Origin of the sequence: Phyllobacterium sp. SB3, from assembly GCF_040009165.1 — a bacterium.
Classification (GTDB): domain Bacteria; phylum Pseudomonadota; class Alphaproteobacteria; order Rhizobiales; family Rhizobiaceae; genus Phyllobacterium.
Window position 1 is genome coordinate 131673 of the sequence record NZ_JBDYKI010000010.1, and the last position, 12270, is coordinate 143942.

Annotated in this window: 12 protein-coding genes; 5 read left to right on the forward strand and 7 right to left on the reverse strand. The window is 53.8% G+C overall.

All coding sequences use genetic code 11. The features are described 5' to 3' along the window. Positions 1–179: 179 nt before the first annotated feature. Genes ABKW30_RS26140 through ABKW30_RS26150 form a run of 3 tightly spaced genes read right to left on the reverse strand, consistent with a single transcriptional unit; the run spans position 180 to position 2164 of the window. On the reverse strand, positions 180–683 hold the full coding sequence (locus tag ABKW30_RS26140; RefSeq protein WP_348601876.1) for an ureidoglycolate lyase: 504 nt from the start codon (positions 681–683) through the stop codon (positions 180–182). Beyond that, the gene (gene puuE / locus ABKW30_RS26145) at positions 664–1569 is read right to left on the reverse strand and encodes an allantoinase PuuE (RefSeq protein ID WP_348601877.1); all 906 of its coding nucleotides are present in this window, start codon (positions 1567–1569) and stop codon (positions 664–666) included. Before puuE ends, ABKW30_RS26140 begins: the two co-directional genes overlap by 20 nt. A 7-nt stretch (positions 1570–1576) precedes the next feature. Then, positions 1577–2164 carry a biotin transporter BioY gene (locus ABKW30_RS26150; RefSeq protein ID WP_348601878.1) on the reverse strand — a complete coding sequence of 196 codons (588 nt, stop codon included), beginning with the start codon at positions 2162–2164 and terminating at the stop codon, positions 1577–1579. 103 nt (positions 2165–2267) lie between these two features. Between ABKW30_RS26150 and ABKW30_RS26155 the strand changes: the two genes are divergently transcribed. Further along, positions 2268–3170 (forward strand): MBL fold metallo-hydrolase, encoded by a 903-nt coding sequence (locus ABKW30_RS26155; protein ID WP_348601879.1) that lies wholly within the window; start codon positions 2268–2270, stop codon positions 3168–3170. A 3-nt stretch (positions 3171–3173) separates the two neighbouring features. On the opposite strand, the gene ABKW30_RS26160 is transcribed toward ABKW30_RS26155, so the two are convergent. The 3 genes from ABKW30_RS26160 to ABKW30_RS26170 form a co-directional block, all read right to left on the reverse strand. Beyond that, on the reverse strand, positions 3174–3995 hold the full coding sequence (locus tag ABKW30_RS26160) for a DUF1499 domain-containing protein (RefSeq protein WP_348601880.1): 822 nt from the start codon (positions 3993–3995) through the stop codon (positions 3174–3176). A gap of 113 nt (positions 3996–4108) precedes the next feature. Beyond that, entirely contained in the window at positions 4109–6400 is a 2292-nt protein-coding gene (locus ABKW30_RS26165) for a phospholipase C, phosphocholine-specific (RefSeq protein WP_348601881.1), read from the reverse strand. Between the two features lie 65 nt (positions 6401–6465). Then, positions 6466–7677, reverse strand: a complete 1212-nt coding sequence (locus ABKW30_RS26170; protein WP_348601882.1) for a hypothetical protein — start codon at positions 7675–7677, stop codon at positions 6466–6468. A gap of 236 nt (positions 7678–7913) precedes the next feature. Here ABKW30_RS26170 and ABKW30_RS26175 point away from each other — a divergent pair, with 236 nt between their 5' ends. The 3 genes from ABKW30_RS26175 to ABKW30_RS26185 all read left to right on the forward strand — a co-directional run bounded on the left by ABKW30_RS26175 (position 7914) and on the right by ABKW30_RS26185 (position 10656). Further along, positions 7914–8240 carry a hypothetical protein gene (locus ABKW30_RS26175; protein WP_348601883.1) on the forward strand — a complete coding sequence of 109 codons (327 nt, stop codon included), beginning with the start codon at positions 7914–7916 and terminating at the stop codon, positions 8238–8240. A gap of 92 nt (positions 8241–8332) precedes the next feature. After that, positions 8333–9727, forward strand: coding sequence for an aminotransferase (locus ABKW30_RS26180; protein WP_348601884.1), 1395 nt, complete (start codon positions 8333–8335; stop codon positions 9725–9727). Positions 9728–9744: 17 nt separating this feature from the next. Beyond that, on the forward strand, positions 9745–10656 hold the full coding sequence (locus ABKW30_RS26185) for an agmatinase (protein WP_348601885.1): 912 nt from the start codon (positions 9745–9747) through the stop codon (positions 10654–10656). A gap of 40 nt (positions 10657–10696) precedes the next feature. On the opposite strand, the gene ABKW30_RS26190 is transcribed toward ABKW30_RS26185, so the two are convergent. Further along, entirely contained in the window at positions 10697–11392 is a 696-nt protein-coding gene (locus tag ABKW30_RS26190) for a TetR/AcrR family transcriptional regulator C-terminal domain-containing protein (protein WP_348601886.1), read from the reverse strand. Positions 11393–11585: 193 nt separating this feature from the next. Between ABKW30_RS26190 and ABKW30_RS26195 the strand changes: the two genes are divergently transcribed. Continuing rightward, a complete protein-coding gene (locus tag ABKW30_RS26195; RefSeq protein ID WP_348601887.1) occupies positions 11586–12074 on the forward strand; it encodes a RidA family protein in 489 nt (162 codons plus the stop codon). Positions 12075–12270 lie beyond the last annotated feature (196 nt).

The window sequence follows — 12270 nt, forward strand, 5'->3', positions numbered from 1 at the left end:
AACCGTACACACTTGCAGTAATATAATGCGTGGTTCGACGGGGCTCACCATGAGGAGGGTTGTAGACTGCAAGATTTACCGGCAACGTCTCAAAACTGGGCTCCTTGCCAGCGCCAACCTTCCTCATGGTGAGCGTCCTGAGCTTGTAGAAGGGCGAACCACGCATTATGCAACAGCAGCTAACTAAATTGCCCAATCCTGAAAACACTATCCGGCCAGAAATACTCTTCCAGATTATTCCCCTCGCCGCCGCGATCTACCACCATGAAATCCGAAGTCGCCTCCAGCGATATCAGCGGGTGATGCCAGACATTGCGATGGTAGTTCACGCCTTGATTGCCTTGCGCAAGAAATGCCACCGGATTTCCGGGCTTTCCGCCTTTATCTTCGCCGACCACCACTAAAAACGGCCGGTTTTGCAACGGATAGAATGCTTGGCTGCCAAGCGGATGGCGCTCAAGCATTGTAATATCAATTGGCGGCGTGAAAGACTGACCCCGGAAAATATTGACCAGAACGCGCGCCTGTTCGCCCGTTACCTCGACTTTCGCAAGGTCGTGATAGCGTTCCGTTGTGCCGCCATTGATCAGGCGAAGCTCTGCATCCGCTGTTTCGATCACATCACCGAAGGGTGCGAAAGCCGCCTTGCTGAGTGGCTGAACCTCAAGGGCGATGATGTTCATGCCAATGCCTTGCTATATCGATGCGGCGCGCAACCCAGATATCTTCGTGCTGCTGAACATAGTCGAGAAAGCGTTCCAGCGCGGCAGCACGACCCGGACGCCCCACCAACCGGCAATGCAATCCGACAGACATCATCTTCGGTGCACCTTCCTGCCCCTCCCTGTAGAGCACGTCGAACGTGTCCTTGAGATAGGAATAAAACTGGTCGCCGGAATTGAAACCCTGCGGCGTGGCAAAACGCATATCATTTGCATCGAGCGTATAGGGCACGATCAGATGCGGGCCCTTCGGACCATCGACCCAATAGGGCAATTCATCCGCATAGCTATCGGCGGAATAGACGAAGCCACCCTCTTCCATGACAAGCTTCAGCGTATTGTCCGATGGCTTGCCCTGATAAATACCGAGCGGTCGCGATCCGGTAATTTCCGTATGCAGGCGCACAGCTTCAAGAATGTGCTCGCGCTCTGTTGCCTCAGGAAAATCCTTGTATTCCAGCCAGCGCAGGCCGTGGCTGGCGATTTCCCAATCAGCCTCTTTCATCGCGGCGACAGCTTCCGGATTGCGTGCCATGGCAAGCGTCACGCCATAAACGGTCACCGCCATGTTGCGTCGGGTGAACATGCGCCACAAGCGCCAGAAACCGGCGCGCGAACCATATTCGTAGATGGATTCCATGTTGAGATTGCGCTGGCCGGGCCAAGCCTGTGCCCCGACAATCTCAGACAAAAGGTTTTCGGATGCCGGGTCCTGATCGAGGATGCAGCTTTCGCCGCCCTCCTCGTAATTCACGACAAACTGTACAGCCAGCTTGGCGCCGCCCGGCCACTTTGGGTCGGGCGTATTGCGGCCATAGCCTGTCAGATTACGCGGATATCCCGACAAGCAGCTATCAGCGGCGCTTGAGCAACGATCCAAGTGCCGGAACAGCAGCGGCGGCCAATGCCAGCTTTAGCAAGTCACCGATGATGAAGGCGCCAACGCCGTAAGCGAATGCTTTTTCAAAGCCGAAGAGATAAGCCATCCACAGGAAACCCATGCCGAGAATAATCACTTCTGCGGCTAGCATCGAAAGGCCGATTGAAATGGCGTTGCGGGCAAAACCCTTATCCGCCGCACGACCGACAACCCATGCTGCAACGAGGTAAGCCAGAAGGTAACCGGCTGTCGGTCCGACCATATAGGCAAGTCCGATGCCCTTTTCCGGCGTGCCTGTGAACACCGGCATGCCGAGCGCGCCTTCAAGCAGGTAAAGAGCTATGGTGGCGACCGCGAGACGCGAGCCATAAGCCGCGGAAATTGCGAAGACTGCGAAAGTCTGCATCGTCACGTTGACGAAAACCATGTCCACTTTGGTTTTGGCCGAAAGCGTCAGCAAGGCTGTACCGACGAAAGCAAGCGTTACAAACCAGACGGCCTTGGCCAATTGGCCTTCAGGTTGGAATGTTTCGGCCAAAGAGCGGGTTTGTGCAGTGATCATGATCTATCCTCCGTATTGGCTTTCGCCATCTGGGAGAAAGGTATATTTGGGTTCATCCCGCACTGCAATAGTCCTAGAGGCGCATAAAGGTCAGCTAAAATCAATGTCCCTTTCCTTCGATAGCAAATTTGCCCCGCATTATGGTGAGGCGGTGGATATTGCGCCCCATGTCCATCGGATCACGGTGAACAATCCGAGCCCGTTCACCTTTTACGGCACAAATTCCTATCTGGTCGGCACTGACACGCTGGCGTTGATCGATCCCGGCCCGATTGACGATGCACATAAGGCGACGCTTTTAAACGCCATTGCCGGGCGCCCTGTCAGCCATATTTTCGTCAGCCACACGCACCGCGATCATTCTCCGCTCGCAACAATTCTGAAAGATGAACTTGGTGCCCTGCTTGTGGCGGAAGGTCCGCACCGTGCGGCACGCCCCTTGCATATTGGCGAAGTCAATCTGCTCGACGCCAGCGCCGACACGGACTTCGTACCGGACATCATTGCCGCCAATAATACGATCATCAATGGCGATGGCTGGGCGTTGCGAACGATTTACACGCCGGGACACACTGCCAACCACGCGGTTTTTGCTCTTGAAGATACAGGAATTCTGTTTTCGGCGGATCACATCATGGCGTGGTCAACCTCGATCGTTGCCCCGCCGGATGGTTCAATGTCGGACTACATGGCCTCTCTCGACGTGATGCTGGAACTCGATTCGCGGGTTTATTTTCCCGGCCATGGCGGCGCTGTCACCAAGCCGAAAGCATTTGTACGGGGCCTGCGCGGACACCGCAAAATGCGCGAGCGCGCTATTCTGGAAAGGGTTCGCGCCGGGGATCGCACGATTGCGACCATGGTAAAAGCGATCTATCGCGATACTGATCCACGCCTGCACGGCGCTGCGGCTCTGTCGGTGCTGGCTCATCTCGAAGACATGGTGGCGCGCGGTATTGTGCAGACTGAGGGTAATGCCGCAATTGATGGCGTTTACTGGACTTGAGCATCAGGAATTATCGGCGGGAGGAACTTCCGTGGTTTCCTCTTCCGGCTGCACGCCTTGCACCTCGGCGTCGAGGGCCGTCATGAAGGCGGTGATCCGGTCCGCATTCTCGCCAAGATCATGCGTACCGTAGCGCGAAACCGAGCGCATATCGACGTAGGTTGTTTCGCCTTCATCGCTCAAACGAATGACAACATCGCTGGTAAAACCCAGAAGCCACGTCCGCGCCACGACACCAACCAGAATTTCCTCGGTCTCGCCCGGTTCACCTTTCTGACTGACGATCACCCAGCCATTATTGGCGATGACAGTTTTAACCGCCGTGAGAATCCGGTCCGGAGAGCCATCATAGCGGCGGCCGGTGACCTCGCGATAGGCATTGGCTTGCAGGCTCCGGCTATCCTGATCATTGATGACCGGGTTCATGCGCTCTGTCCGCGCAGCTGTGTCGAGCAGTCCGGGCGGGTCGGTCAAATCCGTCGAAACGTCATAAATACTTGGTAGCACAATCACCTGATAGAGAGTGGTCAGGAAGGGCACCAGAACCACAAGCGCTATTATCGATCCCCAGAAGGCCCGGGTAAAACCGAGGTCGCCGCGCCGCCACAGGCTGGTGAATCCCTTCAGCGCCAGCAGCAACGCCAGCAATGCAAGCCCGGCGACAATTGCGAGCAGCCACAGGAATTCCGGCGTCTCGATTTGCTCGAAGCGATGGCCCAGCCCCGCAACCACGAAAAGTATAAGGCTGAGAAACGCGATGCGAACCGACCATTTTGCTGAAATCGAATGGCGGCGACGCCATTGGCTTGAGTGTTGCGGTCGCATGGCTTCCTGAAAATTCCGATCAATGAATGCAACAGCTAATCGCATTTTGCTGGCGATACAAGCATATCGAAAAAGGCTTCCACTCCCTTCAGGGTGCGGAAGCCTCTATGGACTTATGCCACGACGGAAACATAAACCCGCTTTGTATCGTCATACTTCATACCGATGGCAGGATCAGTCCTGCTGATCTTGCCATTTTCCGCATGACCGGCATAACGGCGGAGATATTTTGACGAATTGATCGCATCTACAAATGAAATGTCGTACCAGCCATCCTTCGTCTCGAACGAGACGGCTTTTGCTCCGCTATCGATTGTTCGCTCTTCGCCTGTATATGCACTGACCGCCTTGAGTTTGCCGTTTGCTGAAGGCCAATTTCCAAAAATAAACTCGATTGTTTTGCCGTCAGCGGAAGGTTTGACATCGGCAAGATGAGCTATCTGATTGTCGCCGACGCTTTGCAGTTCTCCGCGGAATTCTGCCAGATAGCCATTGGGACCATGAACGGCGTAAGAGTATTGCTGGCTTGACCAGCCACTTACCTTATTCATATTCATATTCCAGACATCGAAAATGTCGATTGGTGCGCTACCCTGTTTGACGCCTTCGACGCTATCAAACCAACCGCCATCATTACGGTCATAGGACAAAATCGTAAATGACGCGCCAAGCTGGCCGCGATTCCTGAATGTGATTTTCAGTTTCGGTGGCGAGTCAGCGGTGAAACCGCAAAGTGTTTGAAAGTCATAGCCGACAGGCAGGAGATCACATGACGTCTGATCCTGTTTGACTGAAACCGGTCTGGCTGCATCCGGATCGGCGTTCACGTCTTTAATGCCCGGAATATATGCGCCTGCGCTCTTTGCAACCTGCCTCTCACCGGGTGAGTATATCTTTGTTGGCTGAATCGCATCCACCAATTTGTCCATTGGCTTGACTTTCGTACGATCAAAATCAAATGCGCTGGTCAAATCACCCGTAATAGCCTGTCGCCAGGACCATATGTTCCCGAAGGTCGTGGGAGCATCAATCCCCCTTGCCTGATGCCAGGCTTCCAGAAATTGGATAACCGATGTGTGGTCGAATGTTTCGGAGCAAACACGTCCTCCAGAACTCCATGGTGAAATGACAAGCATGGGCACACGTATTCCCAAACCAATCGGCTTACCGGCAGAAGCTTCGGAATCGAAATCTCCGCCCCTTCCGGAAACACTTAATTTTATGCCCGGAGATACCACACCAATGCTTGAAGTCATCGGCGGTACTGGCGGCAGGACATGGTCAAAAAATCCACCATTCTCATCATAAGTTATGAGCAAAACAGTCTTATGCCAGACTGCCTTGTTCGCCAGAAGCGCACGCAGGATTTCACTCAAATAAAACTCGCCGAAGTGCGGCGGGTATTTGGGGTGTTCGGTAAAGGCTTCCGGTGGCACGATCCACGAGACTGCAGGCAGCTTGTCATCGATTATATCCTGCTCGAATCGCGATGGCTTGCCTTCCTCTGTCCGCAATACGGAATTGATTGTCTGGTTCTTGACGTTGATGACAGACCGCTCGCTTAGCGGTTTGTTTGTGCCTCGATATTGCCTGAAATATTCAAGCGTGTTGTCACCGTAGTTTCCGCTAAATGCGTCATCCGTCCAAGTCAGTCCGTCCTGATAGAATTTCCACTCAACTTCAAGCTCTTCAAGCCTTTCCGGGTAGGTCTTCCAGTTGGGCCTTGACGAGGAATCGTCCGCAACGTTAAGCCCACTGAAATCCCCATTGCTGGTTCGGCTATAGCTTGTTCCCGTGAAGAAATAGGAGCGATTGGGATCTGTTGGTCCATTGACGGAACAATGATAGGCATCGCAGATCGTAAAAGCTTTCGCGAGCTGGAAGTAGAGTGGAATGTCGGGCTCGACATAATGGGCCATACTTACGATTTTTTTCTGCGGAATCCACTTGTCACTAAGGCCATTGTTCCAGGCAGCGAGACCGTCGCTAAAACCATGTGGCGGGTCCTGCAAGAAAACATCCCCCGCGTCTGTATCGGCATTTGCGCCTTTGGGCAGGCGATAGGGTTTTATTGTCGGCGTAGAAGGATCAAAGAACGACTCGAGTTGAGGCTGGTGCCAGATCGGCTCGCCGTTTTTTAATTTCATCGGCCTTGGGTCGCCAAATCCACGCACACCGCGCAGCGTACCGAAATAATGATCGAAAGAACGGTTTTCCTGCATCAGGATCACCACATGCTCAATATCCGCCAGTGAACCCTTCGCGCAGTGTGGATCGGCGGTAAGCAAATCCGTCACCAATGTAGAATTAGCCAATGCTTCGCTCATATAAGCGGAACAGGCAGAATATGCTGCCGCGCTTGAGCCAGCTAGCCCAAGCATTTTGATGAAATTGCGTCTGTCCATGATTATTCCTGAATTCGATATTTGAAAACTACTTTCCACGCAGCCAAATTGGCGAGTGCATGGGATTATTTACAAAGGTCTTCGCGTAGAGAGACTGCCTCAGCCTTGAGCGCTGCAATTTCGGCATCGCGCGTTCCCTTGTCGGCCATGAGCTGATCAATCGTTGCCTTGTTTTCTGCGATTGTTTTCGCCAGCGCGGCCTTATCCGCGAGAGAATCGGCTTTTGCCTTTTCAAGCGCAATTGCAGACTCGGCAAGCAGGCTGTCGAGATTGGCTTTCGACACTTCCAAGCCAGCGAGCGTTGCTTTGATGTCTTTCACCTGCTTCAAAAGGTCAGGATTATCTTCACCGGGCTTGGCTAACTCTATCGTCAGGTCTTCAAGCTTCTTCCTGAGTGCATTTCTGTCAGCCTGGTTATCGTCAAGGGCAGTTTTAAGCTCGGCAACCTGCACCGCCAGTTTTTCTTTGTCGTTTTGCAGGTCGGAAATCACCTTACCGTTGTCAACGATCTGGGCTTGCAGTGCCTCGATACCGGTTGCCGGATCTTCAAGCTTTTTCGTGGTTTCAGCCAGCCTTGTTTCAAGTCTCTCTTTGTCGGTTTTCAGCTCATTCCTCTCGATTTCGAGAGCAGTTTTCTTGGCAATCAGGTCTGCGGCATTGGCACTGCCAGCGGCAGTAATCTCGTCGCCTATAAGCGTGATCTGCCTTTCGAGTTCCCCGACCCTGGCAGTCTTTTCAACATCAATTTTCTTGAGGTCTTTTACCTGTTCCGCCAAAACCGCCTTGTCATCCCGCAGCGTTGCGATGAGGGCAGTATTATCCTCTATCTGCTTTTTCAGTGCTGCCAGACCGGTCGCTGGGTCGCTGATCACTTTCAGTGAGGCGGTAAGTTCTTTTTGAAGTTCGCTCTTCTCGCTACCTGTTTTAAACAACTCAGCCTCAAGGTCAGCGATTGTTTTTTCCAGAAGCGGATCGTCCGAGGTGGCTAGCGCCAGACTCTGTTTGGCTTCATCAAGCTCTTGTTCAAGCTTTACGTTGCGAATTTCATTCTGTTTTACAGCGCTGGTGAGCGTTTTGATCTGTTCAGCGAGTTTGCGTTGTTCATCCGCATTTGCTTGCGTCAAAATCTCAACCCGCTTGGTCAGATTTTCGTTGTCAGCCTTGAGAGTCTTGATTTCGGTCTCGAACGTTGAGCCGGCTGTATCGGATTTGGAATCGGAACCGTTGCAACCGGCAATAAACACAAGCGGCAACAATAGATAAAAACGATGTTTCAAAATCGCACTCCTGAAATAGAAAAAATAAATAACTTTGCTGATGAAAAACCCCCGTCTAACGGGCATTTGTAAAATCTTGATGACAGTTCAGATTTGCATTTTCGCACGGCAAAATGCCGGAAGTTTAAGCCGTTTACATTTTATGAGTGTATCGGATGGCACACTGCTGCCATGATCGAATCAAGTGATTTGCGTAGACACAGAATGCGGAGATCATACCGCTGATAGAAGATAACATGACGAGGCCGGATATGATGCCTGAGACTGGCAAAGCGGTTTCGCTTGAAGTTGTAGAAGTTGAACTCGCGCTCGGCGCACAGGACATCGTTACCGATGGCTTCGAGGGTGCATTGCAAAAGGCTGTTGAACTTGTCGGCGGCAAATTGATTTTCAATATCAGGGCTCCTGAAAACAGCGAATATCAGCGTATCGCAGCTATCTCCGTTTCAGATGGCTCTGTCGAGCAAACGGTTTTCATAACGCTGGGTAATGATGGAACCAGTTTTTCCGTAACGGCAGACAAAGCCGCTATCAATGTCAATACCGATCTGCCGTTGCTCTAACGCCGCATCGTCTTTCTCGATTCTTCGCGCCAGCCCTTGCTCTTCATTCAACTAAGGCTAATCTCCGTCCATCCCATAAACGGAGTTAGAAAATGGCAACCAGCCGCCCCCTTACCAATGTCCAGCAGCGCGATGTAAACGCACTCCTCCATCCTTACACGCCAATCCACAAATTGCAGGAAACAGGTCCGCTGGTCATGGGGCATGGCAAGGGCGTCTATCTCTACGACACGCAAGGCAAGGAATATATCGAGGGCATGTCCGGTCTCTGGTGCGCCGGTCTGGGCTTCGGCGACGAGGAGATGATTGAGGCCGCCAATGAACAGATGCGAACCCTGCCCTATTACCATCTCTTCGGTGGCAAGGGCATGGAGCCGGCAATCGAGCTGGCGGAAAAGCTGAAGGAAATTGCGCCGGTACCGATCTCGAAAGTCTTCTACACTTCGTCCGGTTCCGAGGCGAACGATACGCAGGTAAAGCTTGCCTGGTATTACAACAATGCGCTTGGCCGCCCGAAAAAGAAGAAGATCATTTCCCGCGTCAAAGCCTATCATGGCGTGACCATCATGGCGGCATCGCTGACCGGCTTGCCATACAATCACAAGGGTTGGGATTTGCCTGTCGAAGGCATTCTGCATACGGATTGCCCGCATTATTACCGTTTCGGCCAAGAGGGCGAAAGCGAAGCCGAATTCGTCTCACGTCTTGCCGCATCGCTGCGTGACATGATCGAGCGGGAAGGACCCGATACAATTGCCGCTTTCATTGCAGAGCCTGTCATGGGTGCCGGCGGTGTGCTTGTGCCCCCCGCAGATTATTTCGCTGCCATCGAGCCGATCCTGCGCGAGCACGATATCCTGATCATTGCCGATGAGGTCATCAATGGATTTGGACGCACCGGCAACTGGTGGGGCAGCCAGAGCGTTGGCATGACGCCAACCACCATTTCCGCTGCCAAGCAGTTGACCGCTGCCTATTCGCCGCTTGGTGCAGTGCTTGTACCGGAAGATATCTATCAGGCCTATGTGGATCACAGTGCCCAGATCGGCACGTTCGGTCATGGCTTCACCTATGGCGGCCATCCGGTCGGCTGCGCGCTCGGCGTCAAGGCAATCGAGATTTACCAGCGCCGAAACATTGTTGATTATGTGCGTGGCCTCACCCCCACTTTCGAGGCGCGGCTTGCCAAGGTCAAGGATCATCCATTGGTCGGCGAAGTGCGCAATAGCGGCCTGATGGGCGCTGTCGAACTCGTCGCCGACAAGGCAAGCAAGCGTTCATTCAATCCCGCTCATGCCGTTGGTCCCACACTTGCGCGTTTTCTGGAAGGTCACGGCGCAGTGCTGCGCGCTGTTGGTGACAGTATTGCATTCTGCCCGCCCATGATCATCACCGAGGACGAACTGAACGAGTTGTTCAACCGCTTCGAACTGGCTCTCGCAGACACTGAAGCCTATGTCTCAACGGGCGGTCTGCGCGCCGCCTAGATCATCAGGACCAGGAAATGACCGCCTCGACTTCCTTTCTCGGCTTTCCGGATCACCTAACAGATGGCCGCGCCCCTCGCGCGGTCATTTTCGGCGCTGGCCATGGCAGCACCTATCCCGGCAAGGACAGTACCGGCTATGCTTTGGCTCCCGGAGCTATCCGTGCTGCCAGTCAGGAAGAAACCTCACTCATCGGGCACTGGGATTTCGATCTTGGTGGTCCGCTGTACGACGGCAAACTGGACTGTTGTGTCGATGCGGGCGATATACCGACAATCATGCATGACAATGCCGGCAACCGTGCGCTTATCGAAGCGAAAACGCGAGAGGTGTTGGCGTTGTCAGCCGTGCCGATCCTGCTTGGCGGTGATGATTCCGTGCCAATTCCCTTCCTCGCTGGCTTCTCGGATCACGGGCCTGTCTGGGTATTGCAGATCGATGCCCATATCGACTGGCGTGACGAGTTGCATGGCGAACGCCACGGCTATTCAAACCCAATGCGCCGGGCGAGCGAGATGACGCATGTCGCGGGGATCGTGCAAGTCGGCATTCGCGGTGTTGGCAGTGCGCGGCTTTCCGAAATCGAAGCGGCACGGAGCTATGGCAGCCGGATCGTAACCGCCCGGGAGGTTCACTCCCAAGGCGTCGAAGCGGCTCTTCGGCATATTCCTGATGGAGCGCGGGTTATCATCACACTTGACTGTGATGGCCTTGATCCGGGCATCATGCCGGGTGTCGCCGCGCGCACGCCGGGTGGCCTCACCTACACGCAAGTGATCGACCTGATCGCAGGGGTGGGTATGCGGGCGAGGATCGCAGGATTTGATCTTGTCGAGCTTTATCCTCCCGCCGATATTGACGGCCTCACCGCCCTGACTGCCGCCCGCCTTCTCGTCAATGTCATCGGCACAATCATCCGGCAGGCTTGAACCTGCTCCATACTTCTCGGCAATATATGCACTTTCGGCCTCATCTTGGCGATAGACCGTCAAGCAGGAAGTCCAGCCCTCTTCTGAAAGTGCCGTCCCAATCGTCATCCAAAAGCAAACGCGAGCCCGCGATTGTCGGGTAATGTTCACTGAGACTTGCAAGTTGCTGTTGTGCGGCCACCCTTTCATCCTCCGAAAGGTCGAAGCTTGCGCGGGTGATGGTTGCGCCCATCACATAGTTCCACAGCGACCATATCGCGACGTTCAAATTTGCTTCCGCTATGCCAGCTCCCGACAGGGACTTGCTCAGCATTTCCAGGCGACCGAGCATGTTCGGGCCAAGCGCCCGCCGCGGTAAGAGCGATGCAGACCAGGGATGGCGCAGCATACTTGCACGCCAATCTTCAAGCATTGAAACCACCTCATTGCGCCAGTCATGAGGTTCAACCGTTTGCAGCAGTCCGCGATATCCGAGCACCGAATCGAGCGCCAGATCGAGGACCTTCTCTTTATTGTCGACATGCCAATACAAGCTCATTGCGCCTGCGCCGAGGCGATCAGCCAGCCTGCGCATCTTCAGCCCATCAAGTCCTTCAGCATCCAGCAGTTCCACCGCTGTCGCCACGATACGTTCAAGCGAAAGAGGCACTACCTCGCGCGGTTCCGGCGTGGACTCGAGTTGTACGCTTCTACCCTGAGGCCGTTTGTTTTGCGCGCCGTTGCTTTTGGCTGCCATCCATCTTCCCTACTGATTACAATGCGATTTAAGCCGACAATACTACGAATGTCGATGCTGAGCGATTGACTCGTACGACGTACGATGCAATTTAATCGTACAATGTACGATCCAATCACATGGACAATGGGTTAGCGTTCAATTCCGGGCCACGGAAAACATTACTCGCAGTCCTCAGAGCCACGAGAAAATCATGTCACACGCAATCAATCATCTGCTCATCGGAGGGCTAATTATCATGACCATGGGAATTTCTACTGCGACAACAGCGAGCGAGAACAATCTCAAGCTGACCATCGTCAATCCGAAAACCCTCTACGATCCATCGCCGAATGGTTACAGCACGGCGGTAATTGCCCCAAGTGGCGGCCGGGTTGCCTATATCTCCGGACAGGGAGGTCAGGACAATACAGGAGCCTTGTCGCCCGATTTCGCCGTACAGGTTAAGCAGGCCTATGCAAATTTGGGCGCCGCACTTGATGCGCTCGGTGCCAAGCCGGATCAGGTTGCCAAGCTCACAATATTCGTGGTCGACCACGACATGTCAAAGCTTGAGGTGTTGACGAGGAACGTCAAGGAAATGTTCGGCGCGACACTACCGGCGCAGACTTTAATTCCTGTCCCCAAGCTGGCAATCGACCCGATGCTCTTTGAGGTCGAGGCTACTGTTATTTTGGAATAGGAGCCGCCTGACGGTGGTGCGTTAGCTGCGTGGTTTGACCTTCGGCTGATTCAAAGCCTGATTGTATAACTGCATTAGTATTATGCGTGGTTCGACGGGGCTCACCATGAGGAAGGTTGAAGGTTGCAGGACCTTCCGGTTGCTAGCCGCTTGAGCGTACATGCAATCTGCGTCCTTCCTCATGGTGAGCCTCCTG

Excerpts from the sequence above, each read along its gene's own strand:
- ABKW30_RS26140 (WP_348601876.1), bottom strand. The coding sequence starts at position 683 with ATGAACATCATCGCCCTTGAGGTTCAGCCACTCAGCAAGGCGGCTTTC.
- ABKW30_RS26150 (WP_348601878.1), bottom strand. The coding sequence starts at position 2,164 with ATGATCACTGCACAAACCCGCTCTTTGGCCGAAACATTCCAACCTGAA.
- ABKW30_RS26155 (WP_348601879.1), top strand. The coding sequence starts at position 2,268 with ATGTCCCTTTCCTTCGATAGCAAATTTGCCCCGCATTATGGTGAGGCG.
- ABKW30_RS26160 (WP_348601880.1), bottom strand. The coding sequence starts at position 3,995 with ATGCGACCGCAACACTCAAGCCAATGGCGTCGCCGCCATTCGATTTCA.
- ABKW30_RS26165 (WP_348601881.1), bottom strand. The coding sequence starts at position 6,400 with ATGGACAGACGCAATTTCATCAAAATGCTTGGGCTAGCTGGCTCAAGC.
- ABKW30_RS26175 (WP_348601883.1), top strand. The coding sequence starts at position 7,914 with ATGACGAGGCCGGATATGATGCCTGAGACTGGCAAAGCGGTTTCGCTT.
- ABKW30_RS26180 (WP_348601884.1), top strand. The coding sequence starts at position 8,333 with ATGGCAACCAGCCGCCCCCTTACCAATGTCCAGCAGCGCGATGTAAAC.
- ABKW30_RS26185 (WP_348601885.1), top strand. The coding sequence starts at position 9,745 with ATGACCGCCTCGACTTCCTTTCTCGGCTTTCCGGATCACCTAACAGAT.
- ABKW30_RS26190 (WP_348601886.1), bottom strand. The coding sequence starts at position 11,392 with ATGGCAGCCAAAAGCAACGGCGCGCAAAACAAACGGCCTCAGGGTAGA.
- ABKW30_RS26195 (WP_348601887.1), top strand. The coding sequence starts at position 11,586 with ATGTCACACGCAATCAATCATCTGCTCATCGGAGGGCTAATTATCATG.